General features: G+C 59.9%; 19 protein-coding genes. 6 read left to right on the plus strand and 13 right to left on the minus strand.

Annotation, left to right across the window (positions count from 1 at the left end; all coding sequences use genetic code 11):
* Position 1: 1 nt before the first annotated feature.
* The 6 genes from AAF739_01975 to AAF739_02000 all read right to left on the minus strand — a co-directional run bounded on the left by AAF739_01975 (position 2) and on the right by AAF739_02000 (position 6374).
* Positions 2 to 769 (minus strand): SDR family NAD(P)-dependent oxidoreductase, encoded by a 768-nt coding sequence (locus tag AAF739_01975; GenBank protein MEM6381414.1) that lies wholly within the window; start codon positions 767 to 769, stop codon positions 2 to 4.
* A gap of 3 nt (positions 770 to 772) precedes the next feature.
* Positions 773 to 1552, minus strand: coding sequence for an enoyl-CoA hydratase/isomerase family protein (locus tag AAF739_01980; GenBank protein MEM6381415.1), 780 nt, complete (start codon positions 1550 to 1552; stop codon positions 773 to 775).
* A gap of 4 nt (positions 1553 to 1556) precedes the next feature.
* Positions 1557 to 2384 (minus strand): carbohydrate ABC transporter permease, encoded by an 828-nt coding sequence (locus AAF739_01985; GenBank protein ID MEM6381416.1) that lies wholly within the window; start codon positions 2382 to 2384, stop codon positions 1557 to 1559.
* A complete protein-coding gene (locus tag AAF739_01990) occupies positions 2381 to 3268 on the minus strand; it encodes a sugar ABC transporter permease (GenBank protein MEM6381417.1) in 888 nt (295 codons plus the stop codon). Before AAF739_01990 ends, AAF739_01985 begins: the two co-directional genes overlap by 4 nt.
* 94 nt (positions 3269 to 3362) lie before the next feature.
* Positions 3363 to 4577 (minus strand): sugar ABC transporter substrate-binding protein, encoded by a 1215-nt coding sequence (locus tag AAF739_01995; GenBank protein ID MEM6381418.1) that lies wholly within the window; start codon positions 4575 to 4577, stop codon positions 3363 to 3365.
* A 21-nt stretch (positions 4578 to 4598) separates the two neighbouring features.
* Positions 4599 to 6374 (minus strand): substrate-binding domain-containing protein, encoded by a 1776-nt coding sequence (locus AAF739_02000; GenBank protein MEM6381419.1) that lies wholly within the window; start codon positions 6372 to 6374, stop codon positions 4599 to 4601.
* 199 nt (positions 6375 to 6573) lie between these two features.
* Here AAF739_02000 and AAF739_02005 point away from each other — a divergent pair, with 199 nt between their 5' ends.
* From AAF739_02005 to AAF739_02030, 6 genes are all read left to right on the plus strand, one after another.
* On the plus strand, positions 6574 to 7398 hold the full coding sequence (locus AAF739_02005) for a tellurite resistance TerB family protein (GenBank protein MEM6381420.1): 825 nt from the start codon (positions 6574 to 6576) through the stop codon (positions 7396 to 7398).
* Positions 7399 to 7512: 114 nt separating this feature from the next.
* Positions 7513 to 7998: a DUF2165 family protein gene (locus AAF739_02010; protein MEM6381421.1), complete on the plus strand. Its 486-nt coding sequence runs from the start codon at positions 7513 to 7515 to the stop codon at positions 7996 to 7998.
* On the plus strand, positions 7995 to 8891 hold the full coding sequence (locus AAF739_02015) for a hypothetical protein (protein ID MEM6381422.1): 897 nt from the start codon (positions 7995 to 7997) through the stop codon (positions 8889 to 8891). The genes AAF739_02010 and AAF739_02015 overlap by 4 nt, the downstream gene beginning before the upstream one ends.
* A 103-nt stretch (positions 8892 to 8994) precedes the next feature.
* Complete coding sequence (locus tag AAF739_02020; GenBank protein MEM6381423.1) at positions 8995 to 10494, plus strand: CoA-acylating methylmalonate-semialdehyde dehydrogenase; 1500 nt, start codon at positions 8995 to 8997, stop codon at positions 10492 to 10494.
* 90 nt (positions 10495 to 10584) lie between these two features.
* Positions 10585 to 11448 (plus strand): formyltetrahydrofolate deformylase, encoded by an 864-nt coding sequence (gene purU / locus AAF739_02025; protein MEM6381424.1) that lies wholly within the window; start codon positions 10585 to 10587, stop codon positions 11446 to 11448.
* Between the two features lie 210 nt (positions 11449 to 11658).
* A complete protein-coding gene (locus AAF739_02030; protein MEM6381425.1) occupies positions 11659 to 12057 on the plus strand; it encodes a TIGR01244 family sulfur transferase in 399 nt (132 codons plus the stop codon).
* Here AAF739_02030 and AAF739_02035 read toward each other — a convergent pair whose 3' ends face one another.
* The 7 genes from AAF739_02035 to AAF739_02065 all read right to left on the minus strand — a co-directional run bounded on the left by AAF739_02035 (position 12058) and on the right by AAF739_02065 (position 16319).
* Entirely contained in the window at positions 12058 to 12258 is a 201-nt protein-coding gene (locus AAF739_02035; protein ID MEM6381426.1) for a hypothetical protein, read from the minus strand.
* A gap of 52 nt (positions 12259 to 12310) precedes the next feature.
* A complete protein-coding gene (locus tag AAF739_02040; GenBank protein MEM6381427.1) occupies positions 12311 to 12520 on the minus strand; it encodes a hypothetical protein in 210 nt (69 codons plus the stop codon).
* Positions 12517 to 12990, minus strand: coding sequence for a hypothetical protein (locus tag AAF739_02045; GenBank protein MEM6381428.1), 474 nt, complete (start codon positions 12988 to 12990; stop codon positions 12517 to 12519). The genes AAF739_02040 and AAF739_02045 overlap by 4 nt, the downstream gene beginning before the upstream one ends.
* Positions 12987 to 13469 carry a TIGR02594 family protein gene (locus AAF739_02050; protein MEM6381429.1) on the minus strand — a complete coding sequence of 161 codons (483 nt, stop codon included), beginning with the start codon at positions 13467 to 13469 and terminating at the stop codon, positions 12987 to 12989. The genes AAF739_02045 and AAF739_02050 overlap by 4 nt, the downstream gene beginning before the upstream one ends.
* 88 nt (positions 13470 to 13557) lie before the next feature.
* Positions 13558 to 14700, minus strand: a complete 1143-nt coding sequence (locus AAF739_02055) for an AbrB family transcriptional regulator (GenBank protein MEM6381430.1) — start codon at positions 14698 to 14700, stop codon at positions 13558 to 13560.
* A 298-nt stretch (positions 14701 to 14998) separates the two neighbouring features.
* Positions 14999 to 15730, minus strand: a complete 732-nt coding sequence (locus tag AAF739_02060) for a helix-turn-helix domain-containing protein (protein MEM6381431.1) — start codon at positions 15728 to 15730, stop codon at positions 14999 to 15001.
* Positions 15731 to 15980: 250 nt separating this feature from the next.
* Positions 15981 to 16319: a response regulator gene (locus AAF739_02065; GenBank protein MEM6381432.1), complete on the minus strand. Its 339-nt coding sequence runs from the start codon at positions 16317 to 16319 to the stop codon at positions 15981 to 15983.
* Positions 16320 to 16422 lie beyond the last annotated feature (103 nt).

Here is a 16422-nt window from a genome sequence, read left to right on the forward strand (position 1 = left end):
CTCATTCTCCTCGGATGGCGAGCCCGCCATCGACCCGCACGATTTCACCGGTGACGAAGCTCGCCCTTTCCGATGCCAGATAGATGACAAGATCAGCAACTTCCCGAGCTTCGCCGAAACGGCCGATGGGGTGGGCCTTGTTCCACGTCTCGATGAGCTCCGAGGGGTCATCGAGGCTGTCGAACAGCTTCTGATTGAGCGGTGTCATGATGGTGCCGGGCGCGACCGCGTTGACCCGGATGTTATGAGGCGCCAGATCGACGGCTGTTTGTTTGGTGAGCGCATTGATGCCGCCCTTGGCTGCTGCGTAGGCCGGCCAGCCCTTGAAGCCGATCAGGCCTTGAACCGACGATACATTGACCACCGCTCCGCCGCCGCGCTTGCGCATCTCGGGCACGCACACACGCATACCGCGCCAGACCGAATTCAGGTTGGTGTCGATAACGGTTTGCCAATCCGCTTCCTCGATCTCATCCACCACGCCACCCAGCGCGCGGGCGGCGTTGTTGACGACGATATCGATGCCTCCGAACGCTTCGACGGCCAAATCAGCCATCGCGCGCATCGCATCCATCGAGCGCACATCAACCTCGATGAAGCGCGCCGCCTCGCCCAACACATCCGCCGCTGACTGTCCGGCCGGTGCGTCGATATCAGCCATCACGACACGCCCACCACGAGCCACGAAGGCCTCTGCGCAGGCTTGGCCAATGCCCATGGCCGCTCCCGTGATACAGATGACCTTGCCTTCGAACTCTTGATCCGACATCACTCAGGTTCCTTCAAACTTGGGGCTGCGCTTTTCGAGGAAGGCGTCGATGCCTTCCTGGCCGTCCTGGGTCGAGTAAAGCCGGAACAGCACTTCCTGCTCAAAGCTTTTGGCAGTCTCGACCGGCGCATCAAAGCCTTCCCGCATCAACCGTTTCATTTCAGCCTGCGCCAGCGGCGCGACTTTAAGGCACGCTCGCGCACGGGTGAGGATCGCTTCGGAAAGTTCTTCTGCAGGGACGCACTGCGCTGCGACGCCAAGCTCATAAGCACGCTGTCCCGACATGCGCCAGCCCGCGAGCATCAGGTCGGACGCGGCGTACTTGCCAACCGCGCGCACGAGGCGCTGCGTGCCGCCGCCACCCGGCGAGAGCCCAAGCCGCCCCTCGGGCAAGCCAAGCTGCGCCGCCTCGGATACGAGGAGGATATCGCAGCACAGTGCGATCTCGAAACCGCCGCCGAGCGCAAAACCGTCAACGGCGCAGATGACGGGTTTTGTGAGTGCCTCGAGTTTATCGAACACACGGCGCGAATTCATTTGGTAGGCGATGAATTCAGCGCGCTTGTCGCCCTGATATTCCGCAATGTCGGCACCCGCAACGAATGCCTTACCGCCCGCGCCTCGCAGCACCAGAACCCGCACCTTTGGGTCTGCAGCCGCCGCGTCCAGCGCGGCATCGAATTGCACCATCAGGTTTGTTGATAGGGCGTTGAGCTTGTCGGGGCGGTTGAACAGAAGCTGTCGGACGCCAGGATGAAGCTCTGAACTTTCAATGAGTGCCATGAGGCTAACCCTTGACCGCGCCAGCTGTCAGGCCAGCAACGAAGTAGCGTTGGAGGAAGAAGAAGACCGCTATAACGGGTACCGAGACCATAACGGATGAAGCCATCAGTTCGCCGTAGCGAATGCCGTATTGACCAATGAAATCGTTGAGCCCGACGGGCAGCGTCCGCATCTCGCGGGTGGACGTGAAAGACAGCGCAAACAGGAATTCCTGCCAGGTCACGATCAGCACGTAGACCGCTGTCGCGATGATGCCGGGCCGCGCAAGTGGGACGACAACCTGCCAGAAGATGCGCACCGGGCCTGCGCCGTCGATCGCAGCAGCCTCTTCAAGCGAGATGGGCAGCTTCAGAAGGAACCCGCGCAACATCCAGATCGCCACAGGCAGCGTCACGGAGACATAAGCGATGATCAGCGACAGATGCGTGTTCAGAAGCTCCGCTTCGCGCATCAGTTTGTAGATCGGAATGATGATCGCCGAATGCGGGAACATCTGTGCGAGCACCACACCGGCCATAAGCGCGGTGATGATCGTAAGCTGGGTGCGCGAGAAGGAATAGGCCGCGAGCAGGCCAAGCGTGACGGTGATGGCGACCGAAGCGCCAGACACAATGAGGGAATTGAGAAAGTACGTCCGAAACTCGGGCCGGAAGGCTTCAACATAATTGGCGAAGGTCGGATCCTGGGGCCACAAACGTGCGGGGATCGCGAACGGCTCAGTCGGCGGCTTGAGCGAGACCGACAACATCCAGAAGAACGGCAGCAGCACGAAGAGCGCGAGCAACGCTTGGCATGCAATCAAGATGAGGCGAGTGGTGAACGGCTGGGTCATGCCAGTGCCCTGCGCTTGTTCGCACTGACCTGCACAAGCACGTAGAGCGCCACCAACAGCGCAAGGACGGCGATCGAGACGACGCCGTACGTTGCCGCTTCGCCGAAGCGGAACTGGCCGAAACCCGTCTCAAATATCTTGGTCGGGAAGATGTGTGTGGCGTCCCGTGGCCCGCCTCGCGTCATCACCCAGACAATGTCGAAGTAGTTGAACGTTAGGATCAATGTCAGGACGATGTTGACCAGAACCACGTCCTTGATAGCAGGGATCGTCACGTCGATAAGCCGCCGCCAAGGGCCCGCCCCGTCGAGCGTCGCCGCCTCAATCTGGCTTTTGTCAACGTTCTGCAGAGCGGCCAGATAGATCAGCATGGAGAACGGGAAGCCCTTCCAGACGGCGACAAAAATCACCGCCGCCATCGCCGTGTCCGGGGATGCGAGCCAAGCGGCGTTATCATCGAGTGCGCCCAACCGGATCATCAGCGAATTGATCAGACCGAGTTGCGGATCATACATGAAGCGCCACAGGATCGCGGTCACGACCCCGGGGAGCACGAAGGGCATCAGCACAAGCGCTCGTGTCAGACCGCGAAAGGGCAGCTTTTCGTTCAAAAGCAACGCTGTCGCAAAGCCCAACAGGTTTTGCAGCAGCACGACGCCGACCGTCCAGACAACAGAGTTCCAGACGACCGACGGGAAATCACGGCTGGCAAAAACCTTCTCATAGACTGCGGTACCGACAAACCGCGGATCAGGCGAAATGAACGATGTATCGTAGAAGCTCTCAATGACCGTTCCGATCATCGGGTAGTACAGAAACACGCCCAGGAGCAGTAGCGATGGGGCCAGAAACAGCCAAATCAGCCAGCGGTCGGAACGAAGCATGAGCGTGGGTTTCGAAGTTGGTTGTGGTGCTGGAACGCAGTGGCAGAGAGGGTCCGCCACCACGAGATCGATGGAGTTTAAGGTCGGTCGTGACCTAGTTCAGCGCGTCGATATCGGAGCACGCCGCATCGGCCGACGCTTGAACATCCTCGCCCGAGAAGATGTCCTGATACAGCGTCATCTGGATATCAGCGACTTCGAGATAGCGCGCAGAAAGCGGGCGCGCTTGCGCGTTACCCAGATGCTCCATGATGGCTTCGGGACCCTCGCGGTTCTCTGCAAGGAACGCTTCAGCGGCCGCCATATTCGCCGGGATGAGGTCGACCACGTCACCATTGACGTCTTCACGGACCATGAACTCGATGAACTTCCAGGCCGCTTCCTTGTTTTCGGAACTCTCGAAGATCGCCAGGTTCCAGCCACCAAACGTGCCGACAGCGGTCATACCCTCCGGAGCCGTGCCGTTCACGAAGCCCCAATTGATGTCGGAGGCCTGAAGGGTCGGCTGCTCAAGCGCGGGCCAGAATTCGATGGCCAGCGAACCGTTGAGGAACAGCTCGCGCATCGTGCCGGAGTTGGCGTTGAGGATGCCGTCCGGTGCAAATTGCGCGAGATCCTGAAGATAGGTCATCGCTTCGACGGCAGGCGCTTCGTTCAAGGCGCAAGAACCATCGGCTGCCAATACAGAACCGCCGTTCGAGAAGATGAAGGAGTTGACGACGACGACGGTGTCTTCGCCACGGTGGCCAAACAGCCCGACCCCGAACTGCCCGTCGCCCGTCATGGCTTCCGCAGCAGCGCGCAGCCCATCGAAGGTGGTCAGGCTTGCCGGATCGACGCCCGCGGCGTCGAGCAGGTCCTGATTATAGAACGAGAACTGCCAGACATCGACATTGAAGGGGATGCCGAACAGCCCGTCATTGAAGACTGCTGAATCCCAAGCGCCGCCGAAAAACTGGTCACGCGCAAGACCGCTCATCTCAGCCATATCTGACAGATCCGCCACAGCACCGGCCTGCGCAAAAGCGCCGACCCAGATCTGGTCCAGGGTGGCGATATCGGGGGCGTTGCCGCCCTGAACGGCGGTTAGGAGCCGCTGCTGGTATTCGGGGTAAGGAATGGTTGTGACCTCGACGGCGATGTCGGGGTTCTCGGCCATGAAGCGATCAACTGCCTCTTGCTGGAATTGCGACAGGCCGCTTTCGGTTTGCTGGTTGTCCCAAAACTGCAGCGTTACCTCTTGAGCCAAGGCCGCGTTGGACGCGAACAAGGCACCGGCTGCGGCAGATGCGAGAAGTAGCTTCTTCATGGTTATCCTCCCTTGTGGTTTCTAAGAAGCGAAGCGGGCAGCGCGAGCGAGCGGCTGGCCGATTTCTGGGGTGGCGGGCTCATCGGCAACGAAGACGTCGATACCGGCTGCACGCAGCCGCTGACGGTCGCCTGGCAAGGCGCCATCATCGGTGATCAGTTCATCAAAGGCGTCGGCCCGGGCGATGCGGTGGTTGGCATCTGTTCCGACCAAGGTGTGATCGGCCAGTGCGATTGTGCGCCTGGCAGCTTGGGCAAAGCGGGAACCTGCCAGAGCGAGACGTTGGTCAACGGCGGATATCCCGAACTCGGCAGAGATCCCGGCAACGGAAAGAAATGCGATATCGGCCCGAACCTGCTCAAACAGGGCTCCGACGCTGGGTCCAACAAGGCAGCGGTCGGCGGCCTGATACTCTCCACTGGTGAGAATGGTTTTGACCTCGGGGGCGTCTTCGAGCCGGGAGAGAATATCAAGGGCGTTGGTGATGACTGTGACGCCTCGCAAGCTCGTCGGATCATCGAATGCGCGCGCGCGAATGGCCTCCGCGAGAAGCAAGGTCGCTTCGCCCTCGCCCAAAATGATGGTGCTGTCGCGTTCGATCCGCTGGAGAGCAGCCTGTGCCAGAAGCCTGCGAAGACGCGACAACTCGGCCGCAATTCCCTGATGGGGCGGCGCGGTAAGAAGCGTTAGGCCATGCAGTTTGCAGCGGCTTGCGATCGCTTGGCCCATAGCCCGGTACCAATCATGGGCTGGGTAGTGAGGCATGAAGCCCACTCGACCGGCCACCTCACCGATCCGCGCGGACCGCATCGGCGCATCGGGCAGTTGGTCGGCAACGTCCGCGCGTACCCGCCAACTGCCCTCTTGCACGACGTAGAAGTCCTGAAGGGTCTGCGCTGATACGATGGCGTGGGGCGTCAACGCCTCTGTGGGGAGCTGCCCTCCGCGCATCGCATCGGCGATGAGATCAATCGCATAGGTCCCGACCAGCTCTGGAAAAAAGGCCGCCACAGCTTGAAGCGGACCATTTTCTGCCAACCGGCCAACGAACCCCGGACTTTCGCCGCCGCAGGCGTAAACCATCATCGAGCGGTCGGCCGACGCTGCCGCGTCGATCAGGGCCAAAGCGGAATGGTCGTTCACTCCGAACCCGATCGTTGCGTCCTCCGAAGCGGCCAGCGCTTCAGTTACTACGCGTAACGCTGAACGATAGGCGCCCTTGCCATCGACGCGCATGAAAGTGACGCGTCCGCCAAACGCGGCTTCGAAGCCAGCGGCAAAACCGTCAGCTCTTGCTCGGGTGTTTGCCAAGTCCCGTTGGCAAACCAGCAGAACTGTCGCCTCGTCTGAAACCGTCGATTGGCCGGCCAGTCTGCCAAGGGCGTGTCCTGCCTTGAAGTTGTCCGGCCCCAGATAAACGCCACCTGGCTGCGGTGCCGATTCGGCAAGAAAAGGGATTCCGCGTCTGACCAGTTGGCGACGTAAAGCGTCGCTTCCCCTTCCTTCCAGAGGTGGCAGTACAACCGCGTCCATGTCGGCAAGCTCCTGGCCGGACGGCTGCATCGGCAGAACTTTGGCATCCGTTGCCGGCTCGACACGACCGAGCGCCTCGCGATCGTGGAGAATAGCGCCGCCATGGGTGCGTTTGAGCGCACCAGTTTCCGCCAGCTCGCTGATGTCTCGGCGCAACGTGACGCGTGATACTTCCGGCATGATGCGCGCAAGCTCGTTCAGGTCGACGAGACCGTCCCGGTACAACAAGCTCATGATGCGCTTTTGGCGTCGTTCTTTGAGCATGATCACTCCCTACGTCCAACTGCGTAGGCAAGATGACCAGAATCAATCATCGCTTCTCGATAAACACCAAAAAACGTCAAAAACGATCAAAAACGATCAACTTGAGCCCGTCTTCCTTTTGAAACCAACCGTTCGAACGCATTGATCAGCAAAAAGCAGCCACCATATCGAGGCGGACGCAAACAAAGGACCTCTTGCCATGCGCGACGCCAAATCGCTTCTCGATCAGTTTCTCGGTCAGGTTGATCTGTCTTCCATCACAGGCTCGGGCGGCTCGTCGCAGGCCGACGCGCAGCCGGGTGCTGCGGGTGGTTCCCAAGAGACCTCCCCGCAAATTGGTGGGCTGAACCTCGACAGCCTTTTGTCCGGCAAGGGCGGGCTGGCGACAGGAGCGGTGGCTGGCGGTCTGGTTGGGCTGCTCATGGGCGGCAAGAAACCCAAGAAGCTCGCAAAGGGTGCACTGAAGATGGGTGGCGCAGCTTTGATCGGCGGGCTCGCTTACAAAGCATGGAGAGACTATCAGGCGGGGCAGCCACCAGCAGGCCCACAGGCGCCGAACTCTCCCCCAGCCGGCGGGGGCGGCGGAGCGCCTACTGGGTCGGGAGCACCCCTGCCGATTGAAGATGCGTCGGGGACCGCTTTCATGCCTGAAGACAGGAGCGAGCAGGAAGCGCTGAGCCATTCGTTGATTGCCGCAATGATCGGAGCTGCGAAGGCCGATGGGCACGTCACCGATGATGAGCGCCAACGGATTTCTGCGGCGCTGGACAAGCTTGAACTGGCCGGCGATCAACGGGCGTTCATCGCGGAAGAGCTCGCCAAGCCTCTCGACGTGGGCGCCATCGCCGCAACCGCGCAATCCGAAGAACACAAGGTTGAGATCTACGCCGCCTCCCTGATTGCGGTCGATCATGAGGCGCCCGCAGAAAAAGGCTATCTGGCGATGCTTGCGGCGCGGTTGGACCTTGATCCGGAGCTTGTCCGTCACCTTCATGCGAACGCGGACCAGCTTCTGGCGAGCTAACGCGGGGATCATACGGGCAATGTCTTTGGGCAACCCGCCCGCTTGCGTAAACGCGAGTGGACAAGCTCGAACAACCGTGACAACGAAGGCGCCTTGAAAAATTAGGAAGCCTTTATGTTGGTACTCGAATTGGCAGCTCAGTGCATACTGGTGGGGCTTCTCGCTGGCTGGCTCCTTATCGGTGCATACGAAAACATTCGCGCTCCAGAGGTCAATTATGCCCTGGTGCAGGATGTGTTTTCGATGACGTCCATGTCGCAGACATATCCCGAGATTTATGAGCAGGTGAAAGGCAACGCGATCACCTCACCTGCGATCCACAAGCTGATCTTCCGCTCGGTCGTGATCGTTGAGAGCGTCGTGGCACTGGCTCTCGCTGCGGCGACGTGTTTGCTCATCCTTGGTCTGTTGGGCGCAGCGTCGGTCTCGTTCGCGACCCTGTTTGCTGGATGGGCCACCCTTGGTTTCATCATTATCTGGGGATCGTTTCTGGTAGGAGGTAACTGGTTTCATTATTGGGTTTCGCACCAATCAAGCCAGCAGACCCATTACCTCATGACGGTCTGGGGCATCACCACGCTCATCCTGCTGCTGATATGATCGCCAAACTGCGCGCTGTTTCGGTTGCGATTGGCGTCTTTTTGGCCGCTGTCTCTCCGGCGACCGCATGGCAAGTGGAGCCGTTAGCCGCCTTGCCTCGTGCTCTGGGCGCAGAGCGTTGCGAGCGCGCCCCGAACGGTCTGCCTGATGGCTGCGTCGCTCGCAGCTCAGGCGATGTCGCGCGTGCATGGTACGAAGACCCCACCGACCGCTACCGCCATGCCATTCTTGGGGATGCGCTCGAAGCGGCAAGCCTTACTGTCCGAACGAGGAACGGTCAAACGGTGCGGCTTACCCTTCCCGGCGATCAAGTTTTCGAGGACCGCACACCGCGTATCGCAGACCTTGATGGTGATGGCCGCATGGAAGTCGTCACCATTCGTTCTTCCGCGCGGGGCGGCGGATCGGTTGCGCTCTTTGGCGTACGATCCGGAGAGCTGCGCGAGATCGCTTCCGGGCCCTTCATCGGTCGATCCAACCGGTGGTTGAACATCGCCGGGATCGCCGACTTCCTCGGAACCGGTCGCCAGCAGATTGCTTATGTCGAAACGCCCCATATCGGCGGGGTGCTCAAACTGCTGACCTTCGATGGTACATCCGCTCGCGTCGTCCTGTCCCGTTCGGGCTTTTCCAACCACGAGATCCGGTCTCGCGAAATGCGGCTGTCCGCCCTCGCCGACCTCAACGGGGATGGACTGCCCGACCTGATCTTGCCGAATACGCGACGGACCGCACTGGAACTGGTCACGTTCGCATCCGGTCGTGTGGATTCGCTCGCGAGCATCGCGATGCCCAATACGATCATAGGCCCCGTGGCAGCAGACGGCACCGGCGGGAACTTTCGCATCCTTGTGCAGCTGAGTGGTGGCCAGGCGGTTGCCGTTCGTCCTTGACCGCAACGACAGCGCTTTTCACACCAGCGAAACTTCGCTAGTGAGCCGAAAAAAAGCGATCGCAAATTGATGGACGCGATTGACCAACGGGAGCACCGACGCCATGACATCAATCTCACACTTCATCGATGGAGCCCCGGTACCCAGCTCCGGTGAAACGCAGCCGGTTTTCAATCCCGCGACTGGCGAAACCCCGAGCGACGTTGCGCTTGGCGGCGAGCGGGAAGTGGCTGCTGCCGTCGCTGCCGCGAAAAAAGCTTTTCCCGCCTGGGCATCAACACCAGTTCTGCGGCGTGCGCGTATCCTCGACCGCTTCAAGACCATCTTATGGGATCGCATGGATGAGCTTGCTGAGACGATCTCCCGCGAGCACGGCAAGACCCATGATGATGCACTCGGGGAGGTTACGCGCGGCATAGAGGTCGTCGAATTTGCCGTCGGAGCACCCCATCTTCTGAAGGGCGAATTTTCTGAAAATGTCGGGTCGGGGGTGGATAGCTATGGTCTTCGCCAACCGCTGGGCGTTGTCGCCGGCATCACCCCGTTCAATTTCCCAGCCATGGTTCCGCTTTGGATGTTCCCGATTGCCATGGTGGCGGGCAACACTTTTGTCCTCAAGCCATCCGAGCGTGACCCGTCTGCCTCAATGACCCTCGCGGCCTGGCTCAAGGAAGCGGGACTTCCCGACGGCGTCTTTAATGTCGTGCATGGCGGCAAGCCCGCTGTTGATGCAATTCTGACGCATCCAGACATCAAGGCTGTTTCGTTCGTCGGTTCGACGCCTATCGCACAGTACATCTACAGCACCGGTACAGCCAATGGGAAACGGGTCCAGGCATTGGGCGGTGCCAAGAACCACATGGTCATCATGCCCGATGCCGATCTGGACATGGCGGCTTCAGCGCTGATGGGTGCAGCTTTCGGTTCTGCTGGTGAGCGCTGTATGGCGATCTCCGTGGCGGTCCCGGTGACCGACCAGGTCGCCGACGCATTGGTCGAACGGCTCGCTCCTAAGATCGAAGCGCTCAAGATTGGGCCGCACACCGATCGCGAGGCCGAGATGGGCCCGTTGGTCACCGCCGATCACCTTGCGAAGGTCAAGGGTTATGTGGATCAGGGCGAACAAGAGGGCGCGAAGATTGTTGTCGATGGGCGCCCGTTCAATCAGACCGCACAAGGCTACGAAAATGGCTTCTACATGGGCGGGACGCTGATTGATCATGTCACGCCAGACATGTCGATCTGGAAGGAAGAGATCTTTGGTCCCGTTCTTTCGATTGCTCGACGAAACAGCTACCAGGACGCCGTTGATCTGATCCACGAGCATAGCTACGCCAACGGTGTGGCGGTTTTTACGCGTGATGGCGATGTTGCCCGCGGCTTCGTCGACGAGATCGAGGTCGGTATGGTTGGCGTCAACGTGCCGATCCCCGTCCCGATGGCTTTTCATTCATTTGGTGGCTGGAAAGCATCCATGTTCGGCGACCACGCGATGTATGGTTCTGAAGGCTTTCGCTTCTACACGCGCCTGAAGACGGTCACGGCGCGCTGGCCCACCGGCATGCGGACCGATCCGGAGTTCACCATGCCAACTCTGGGCTAGACAGACAGAATTTCCGATCGCAGCCCTGTGATGGCCACCGCGCAGGCCGGTAACCCGCGCCGAGCCCAAACCAACTCAATTGATCCTACCATGACATCACCGACCGTTTCCGACCTGATCCTGACGATTTCGTGCGCCGATCGCAAAGGTATCGTCGGCGCTGTCGGCGCATCAATTACGGCGCAAGACTGCAACATCGTCGAGAGCGCTCAGTTTTTTGATCAAGGTTCGGGCGGCTTTTTCATGCGGGTTCGCCTGACGCCGCCAGATCAGCACGGACCTGAAGCGTTTGCCCGGGGCTTCGAACCGGTCGCGACTGCCTATGGAATGACGTTCAAAGTCACCGACGTCTCGAAGAAGCCACGGGTCATCCTGATGGTTTCAAAGACCGGCCACTGCCTCAATGACCTGCTGTACCGTTGGCAGGTCGGGCAGCTGGAGATGGATCTGGTTGCGGTTGTCTCAAACCACGAGACGTGGCGCAGGCGGGTCGAAGCCGAAGGCATTTGCTTCGTTCATCTTCCGATTTCGGCGCACAACAAGCTGGAGCAGGAGGCGACGCTCGAAGCGTTAATGGAAGCCGAGCGCGTCGACCTTGTGGTGCTCGCCCGCTACATGCAGATACTGTCCCCGGAGCTTGCCGAGCGCCATGCGGGCAAGATCATCAACATCCATCACTCATTTCTGCCCAGCTTCAAGGGTGCGCGGCCGTATCAACGGGCGCATGAGCGTGGCGTGAAGCTCATCGGGGCTACGGCCCACTACGTGACGGCAGACCTCGATGAGGGACCAATTATCGAACAGGACGTCACCCGCGTTGACCACGCCATGACCTCTGCCGAGTTCGTCGCCGCCGGGCGCGACGTTGAAAGCCAAGTCCTTGCGAGGGCCGTTCGTTCGCATCTCGAACAGCGGATTCTGATCAACGGTAGCAAGACTATCGTGTTTCGCTGATCCGTCCCGAGCCTGATCTGCACGATAGAGCCGGACTATTTCCGACACGGCTTAAGTCGGGCTTCACTTTTTTTGTGCAATGCAGCATAAGCATGACGTAAATCAATTCGTGCGTCCCACCGATGCTTCAGGACAAGCGTATTGAAACCGGTTCGAGCAATCTGATCAGACCAGAAGTGCTTCACCGCCCCGCAAAAAGAGGAAGCCAAGGTGGACATCCGAACCGTCACGGAGAGCTTTGCAGTCAGCCCTCAGATCAAGGTGTCCGATGTGGGAGCAATCGCTGACGCGGGCTTCTCAGTCATTATCTGCAATCGTCCAGATGAGGAGGAGCACGGCCAGCCGACAGTTGCTGATATCGAAGCAGCCGCCCGCGACGCTGGGCTCGACTTCCATCATCTGCCCATAGCATCCGGCATGTTCGGACCGCAGCACGTTGCACAGATGGAGAGTCTGCTGGATTCCGCAGATGGTGGGGTTCTTGCCTATTGTCGTTCAGGGACCCGTTCCATCATGCTCTGGGCGTTTCAGGAAATCCGCAAGCGGCCTCGTGATGAGGTTCTAAATGATGCCGCTGCGGCTGGTTACGATTTGTCTCAACAGCTTTGATTATCCGCTGTGGCCGCCACATAGCTCCCGGTGCACCGCTCGGTACACCGCGAGATCAAGTATGAACTGCCCATAGCCATCTGGTACCTGGCCACCGTTCACGGTCGGCACCCGCAGGTATTGCCGTACGCCTTCGCTAACCTCAATCGATGGTAAGCTGCACAGCGCAGGCGGCACGATGACCTGATCTGACTTCGGCATGCCAGCACATCCAGCAAGCCAAACCGCGCATATGGCGGCTAGCAGCAGGCGGCTAAACACGGTCGATAAGGTCATCAAGGTGTTCGACCCGTGAGAGCCTTCGCCGATTGCTGGAGACGCTGACGTCCACATGCCTTTGCACCGACCCAAGGTCTCGGCTTGCGCTGCGATGTGCGGATGATTGGCGTTGCGCCCAGTGTTTGAGTTGCTCGAGCAGCACCCCTGCCAAGGCAACGAGCAGCGCGACAAGCAAGTCGCTCATCGCACTTTTGCCGGCTGATGTGTGTTCATCAGGTGCAGCAAGTCAGGGCTAAGATGCGCACGGATCAAGCGGTCAAGCGTCTCGTCGTTCAGGCCAAAATGCGCCAGTGCATCAGGCATAAGCTGTTCCAGATAAATGGCGGTCTCGGCCACCAGCCGGCTCTCAACATCAAGCACAGCCCGCTGCTTGAGTTCATCGCGCACAAGCGATGCTGCGTGCCGGACCCCACGTTCCACCGCTTGCTGCAGAGCCTCGGCATGCCCGCGATCAAGTTTCAGGCCCAACAGACGATTGAGGCGTGACGTTACCCAACCGACAATGAGCGCCGCAAATCCCACAACGAGTGTTTCAATGAACGGAAAGGCCAGATCAACAGCCCACCCGAACTCAACCGGCGTGGCAGATGCAGTGTCTGGGAAGAGGGGCAGCGCCGCACATAGGGCAACGGCGAGTTGTGACGGGGTCCTCATGGACGAGTCTCCTGGTTCAGAAAGCTTTTTGTCCGCAGTTCGGTTTGGGTAGGAACGCTCGCCGGCCAGCGCAAACCGAGCAGCTTCGAGCGTGGATACGCGCTGCACGTCACGGCGTCGGATTGGTTGCCACCCAGAATATCGAGATGTGTGGCCGTTGATCCGACCACGAAACCAACATGGCCTTGCCACGTTGATCGCCCACGGCGGAAGACCGCGACCGCACCGCGCTCGGGCGTATACAAGGCGCGTCCCCATTTTAGGAATGAGCGCGCCGTCAGTTTGCCGGTCCCAACATGGCCGGCCTGCTTCAGGACCGCATTTGCAAAGGCCGCGCACCACGGGGTCTCGTCGTCGCGAAACCCAGGAAAGCCGGCCAGCTTAAAGAACGCCACAATCGCGGGGTTGTGGCGCGCGCCTGCCCATTCCTTGGTGCCCAGGTGGAGTTGGGCCTGTTCGAGCCACAGGGGATCGCTCATGATGTCTCCTCAAATGAACCGAGCCGCACTGGCTCGATGAGGAGGACAAGCTGATGGGAGCTTTAGGTACTGAGGAAAGAAACGGCAGTTATGCCCGCTTCTCGTCCATCTGGGTCCCTTGCGGCGGCGACGCGATCGCCTTGTCGCCAGAGGGCGCTTGCGCCACCTGCATCATACCCAGGCGCTGGAAAACAAGCGGGGCAAGGAGCGCGATCAGCAGGAAGCGCGCAAGATGATGGGCGGCAACAAAAGCTGGATCAAGGTCTAGCGCAAAGGCCAGAACCACCATCGCCTCCAGCCCGCCGGGAGCGAACGCCAGCAGCAGTTTCAGCACTTCAAGGCCAGTGATAGCGGCCGTGGCAAGGGCCATCGCCGCAGCTATTGTCGCCCCGATTGCAAAGCTTTCCAGCGAGACAACCAGGATGCCGGCGAGCGCGGACCAAGTAACGGACAAAAAACGGGTCCCGATCATGGTGCCCAGCACCACAAAGCCACAAACCGTGACCACTTCGGGGATGACACCATTGATCAGACCGAAGCCGTGCAACGCAGCGCTGGCCGCAAGTCCACCCACGAGAAGTCCAGCCGGTACAGACAACAGATGCGCGAGAATGGCAGCACCGATGCCACCGACCGCCAATAGCAACGCCCCATCAAGCCCAATCAACAGGGTTTCCGCGACCTGAGCTGGGGCCGGGTCGCTCAACCAGACAGCGGCGACAGGCAAGACGGCAACAAGCATAGCGACGCGCGTGGATTGCAGGGTTGCGACGCGGGGTATGTCGGCTTTCGTGGACGGGGCAAGCGCGAGCAGGAAACTCAACGCGCCGGGCAATGCCGACAGCATGGCTGTGGGGGCGTCCCACTTTGCGCGGCGGGTGAGAAAGAAGAATATCGCGCCTGCAATGATCGGGACGGACACCGCCACCAAAGCCAGCGAGACCGGCCAGCTTGGAAGCCGAGCGAGCGTTTCAGGTGTGACGCCCGCACCCATCGAGACGCCGATGCACACGAATGCCACCGAGACAAGCGGCACCGGCAAGCGCGTCGGCATTCCCGACAATGCCGCCGATGCGACCGCCAGCATAGAACCGGTGATCCACGCACCTGGCAGCCCTGTAAGCGCCATCAGGCCGCCGCCGGCGGCCCCGGTGATCAGCGTCGCCCATGTCCAACGACCACGCCGAAAAGCGGCAAGAAAACGCTTAGGGTGCCACCCGATTGCCTTCATTGTATCGCGGGCCGGCGATGCCAGCGCCTCTGCACGTCGCGCACTGTTTCAGGTTGGGGCGTGGGCATGCGGCTTCATAGGGCTAAATGATACGGCAGCAAACTTGGATGTTTGGCCGAATGCGTGCGAGCGCTCAGCGCAGCGGTGCGTGCCAAAGGTAAAATGGGCGCGGTCGTTTCACACCTTCTCCAAACCAGAGCAAGCGGTGCAATACACACACAGCGACATATAAAGACTAGCTTATCAGAGCGCTGCACCAACACGGGGCGTTGCGCTCACGCCCGCGGGATCGCGACACCTAGGTCTCGTCGGCGTGTATCCCGGTCAGCTGGCACAAGGAACATATCCGGTTGATAACAACTTGGTCATGGCGCTCGAGCCTGATGACGCCCTTACGCTTCATGTCGGAGATGACCCGGCTCACAGTCTCGATCGTCAGCCCGAGATAATCCGCGATTTCCTGCCGGGTCATATTCAGAACCACGCGGCCTTCGTCACGATTAGGATCACTTGGTCCGGGGCAGCTGTCGGTTCCCCTGTCGGGTACGAATCGCATCAGGAAGGTGGCCACGCGCTCATAAGCCGACTTCCGGCCCAACAAAACCGCATGGTTGTGCATGGCTGAAACCTGCTGCAAAGCGCAACGTGTGAGATGCGACTGGGCGGCACTTGATTGCTCAACCTCACGCCGGTTGAAAACCGTCAAAACCGTCAGGACCAGCGTTTCAGCGGAACAATCATGGTAGGCGTCCAGATTGAAACCGAACAGGTCCCCGGGACCGAGCACCTCCACAACTTGCCGCCTGCCGTCCGGCAGCAGCTTGTAAAGCATGACTGAACCCGACGTGATTTCGTAGATATGGGCTGCTTGATCGCCTTCAAAGTACACCATGTGGTGCGCTTCACATGTCTGCTGGCGGGTTGTTCGCGACTGCCGCAAACCCTCCCATCCGACATCCGGTGGCAACGGGTTGCCGCTCAGAGCGCCATCGAGTGTTCCGACCTCATGGCTCAACTGGCTAAGCGGCATGCCGTATCCTTTCACGTTCCCTCGGCCTTTTTCGTCTTGGCCCGGGCTGCGCGTAAGGCACAGATAGCGAGGGCTGCGAACTACATGCCGTTATAAGCGGAAGGTTATCGGTTACGGCGGACGATGGCACCTTGGCTGAGACCCGCTCGGGCTTAATACGTATAAGCCTTGGCCGATATGGTGCCACATATTGGATGCTGCAGGTTGCTCCAGCTTGGCGACGCCAACACACGATGGAACGCTGCCGGCGTTAGAAGTAGATCGCCAGCTCGTTGGCCGAAAGCGGCTTGCGCAGGAGATCGACCCGCGGCATGCCTTCCAGAAATTCGCGGATCGCGGTCTGTGATTGGCCTGTGATGGCCAACACGCGTGGAGGATCAGCAAGAGCGTTGAGCCAATCGATCACCCGCGTTCCGTCGATGCCAGGAAGCCCAATATCGACGATAACCATGTCTTCTCCACCCGGGACGGGCGCCGCGAAGAAGCTCTCTGCATCATGATAGGTGCAGATGGGGTAGCCCATCTGTTTGACGAACGTGGCGATCGCATCGCACACCGCAGGATCATCTTCGAGTATGATAACAGTCACGGTAGGGGGCACCTATACATCCATGGGACGCATTGCATACGCACGCGCGCCGAAACGGACCACACCGTCATTTGGTTGGTCGTAGTATGGGGTTTGCAGCGCA

The sequence above is a fragment of the Pseudomonadota bacterium genome, assembly GCA_039024915.1.
GTDB lineage: Bacteria > Pseudomonadota > Alphaproteobacteria > Rhizobiales > MH13 > MH13.

What these genes read in the sequence shown, in the direction of transcription:
- AAF739_02060 (MEM6381431.1), bottom strand. Translation starts at nt 15,730, where the DNA reads ATGCCGCTTAGCCAGTTGAGCCATGAGGTCGGAACACTCGATGGCGCT.
- AAF739_02040 (MEM6381427.1), bottom strand. Translation starts at nt 12,520, where the DNA reads ATGAGCGACTTGCTTGTCGCGCTGCTCGTTGCCTTGGCAGGGGTGCTG.
- AAF739_02005 (MEM6381420.1), top strand. Translation starts at nt 6,574, where the DNA reads ATGCGCGACGCCAAATCGCTTCTCGATCAGTTTCTCGGTCAGGTTGAT.
- AAF739_02035 (MEM6381426.1), bottom strand. Translation starts at nt 12,258, where the DNA reads ATGCCGAAGTCAGATCAGGTCATCGTGCCGCCTGCGCTGTGCAGCTTA.
- AAF739_02045 (MEM6381428.1), bottom strand. Translation starts at nt 12,990, where the DNA reads ATGAGGACCCCGTCACAACTCGCCGTTGCCCTATGTGCGGCGCTGCCC.
- purU (MEM6381424.1), top strand. Translation starts at nt 10,585, where the DNA reads ATGACATCACCGACCGTTTCCGACCTGATCCTGACGATTTCGTGCGCC.
- AAF739_02020 (MEM6381423.1), top strand. Translation starts at nt 8,995, where the DNA reads ATGACATCAATCTCACACTTCATCGATGGAGCCCCGGTACCCAGCTCC.
- AAF739_02055 (MEM6381430.1), bottom strand. Translation starts at nt 14,700, where the DNA reads ATGAAGGCAATCGGGTGGCACCCTAAGCGTTTTCTTGCCGCTTTTCGG.
- AAF739_01980 (MEM6381415.1), bottom strand. Translation starts at nt 1,552, where the DNA reads ATGGCACTCATTGAAAGTTCAGAGCTTCATCCTGGCGTCCGACAGCTT.
- AAF739_01975 (MEM6381414.1), bottom strand. Translation starts at nt 769, where the DNA reads ATGTCGGATCAAGAGTTCGAAGGCAAGGTCATCTGTATCACGGGAGCG.
- AAF739_01985 (MEM6381416.1), bottom strand. Translation starts at nt 2,384, where the DNA reads ATGACCCAGCCGTTCACCACTCGCCTCATCTTGATTGCATGCCAAGCG.
- AAF739_02050 (MEM6381429.1), bottom strand. Translation starts at nt 13,469, where the DNA reads ATGAGCGATCCCCTGTGGCTCGAACAGGCCCAACTCCACCTGGGCACC.
- AAF739_02010 (MEM6381421.1), top strand. Translation starts at nt 7,513, where the DNA reads ATGTTGGTACTCGAATTGGCAGCTCAGTGCATACTGGTGGGGCTTCTC.
- AAF739_02015 (MEM6381422.1), top strand. Translation starts at nt 7,995, where the DNA reads ATGATCGCCAAACTGCGCGCTGTTTCGGTTGCGATTGGCGTCTTTTTG.
- AAF739_02000 (MEM6381419.1), bottom strand. Translation starts at nt 6,374, where the DNA reads ATGCTCAAAGAACGACGCCAAAAGCGCATCATGAGCTTGTTGTACCGG.
- AAF739_01990 (MEM6381417.1), bottom strand. Translation starts at nt 3,268, where the DNA reads ATGCTTCGTTCCGACCGCTGGCTGATTTGGCTGTTTCTGGCCCCATCG.
- AAF739_01995 (MEM6381418.1), bottom strand. Translation starts at nt 4,577, where the DNA reads ATGAAGAAGCTACTTCTCGCATCTGCCGCAGCCGGTGCCTTGTTCGCG.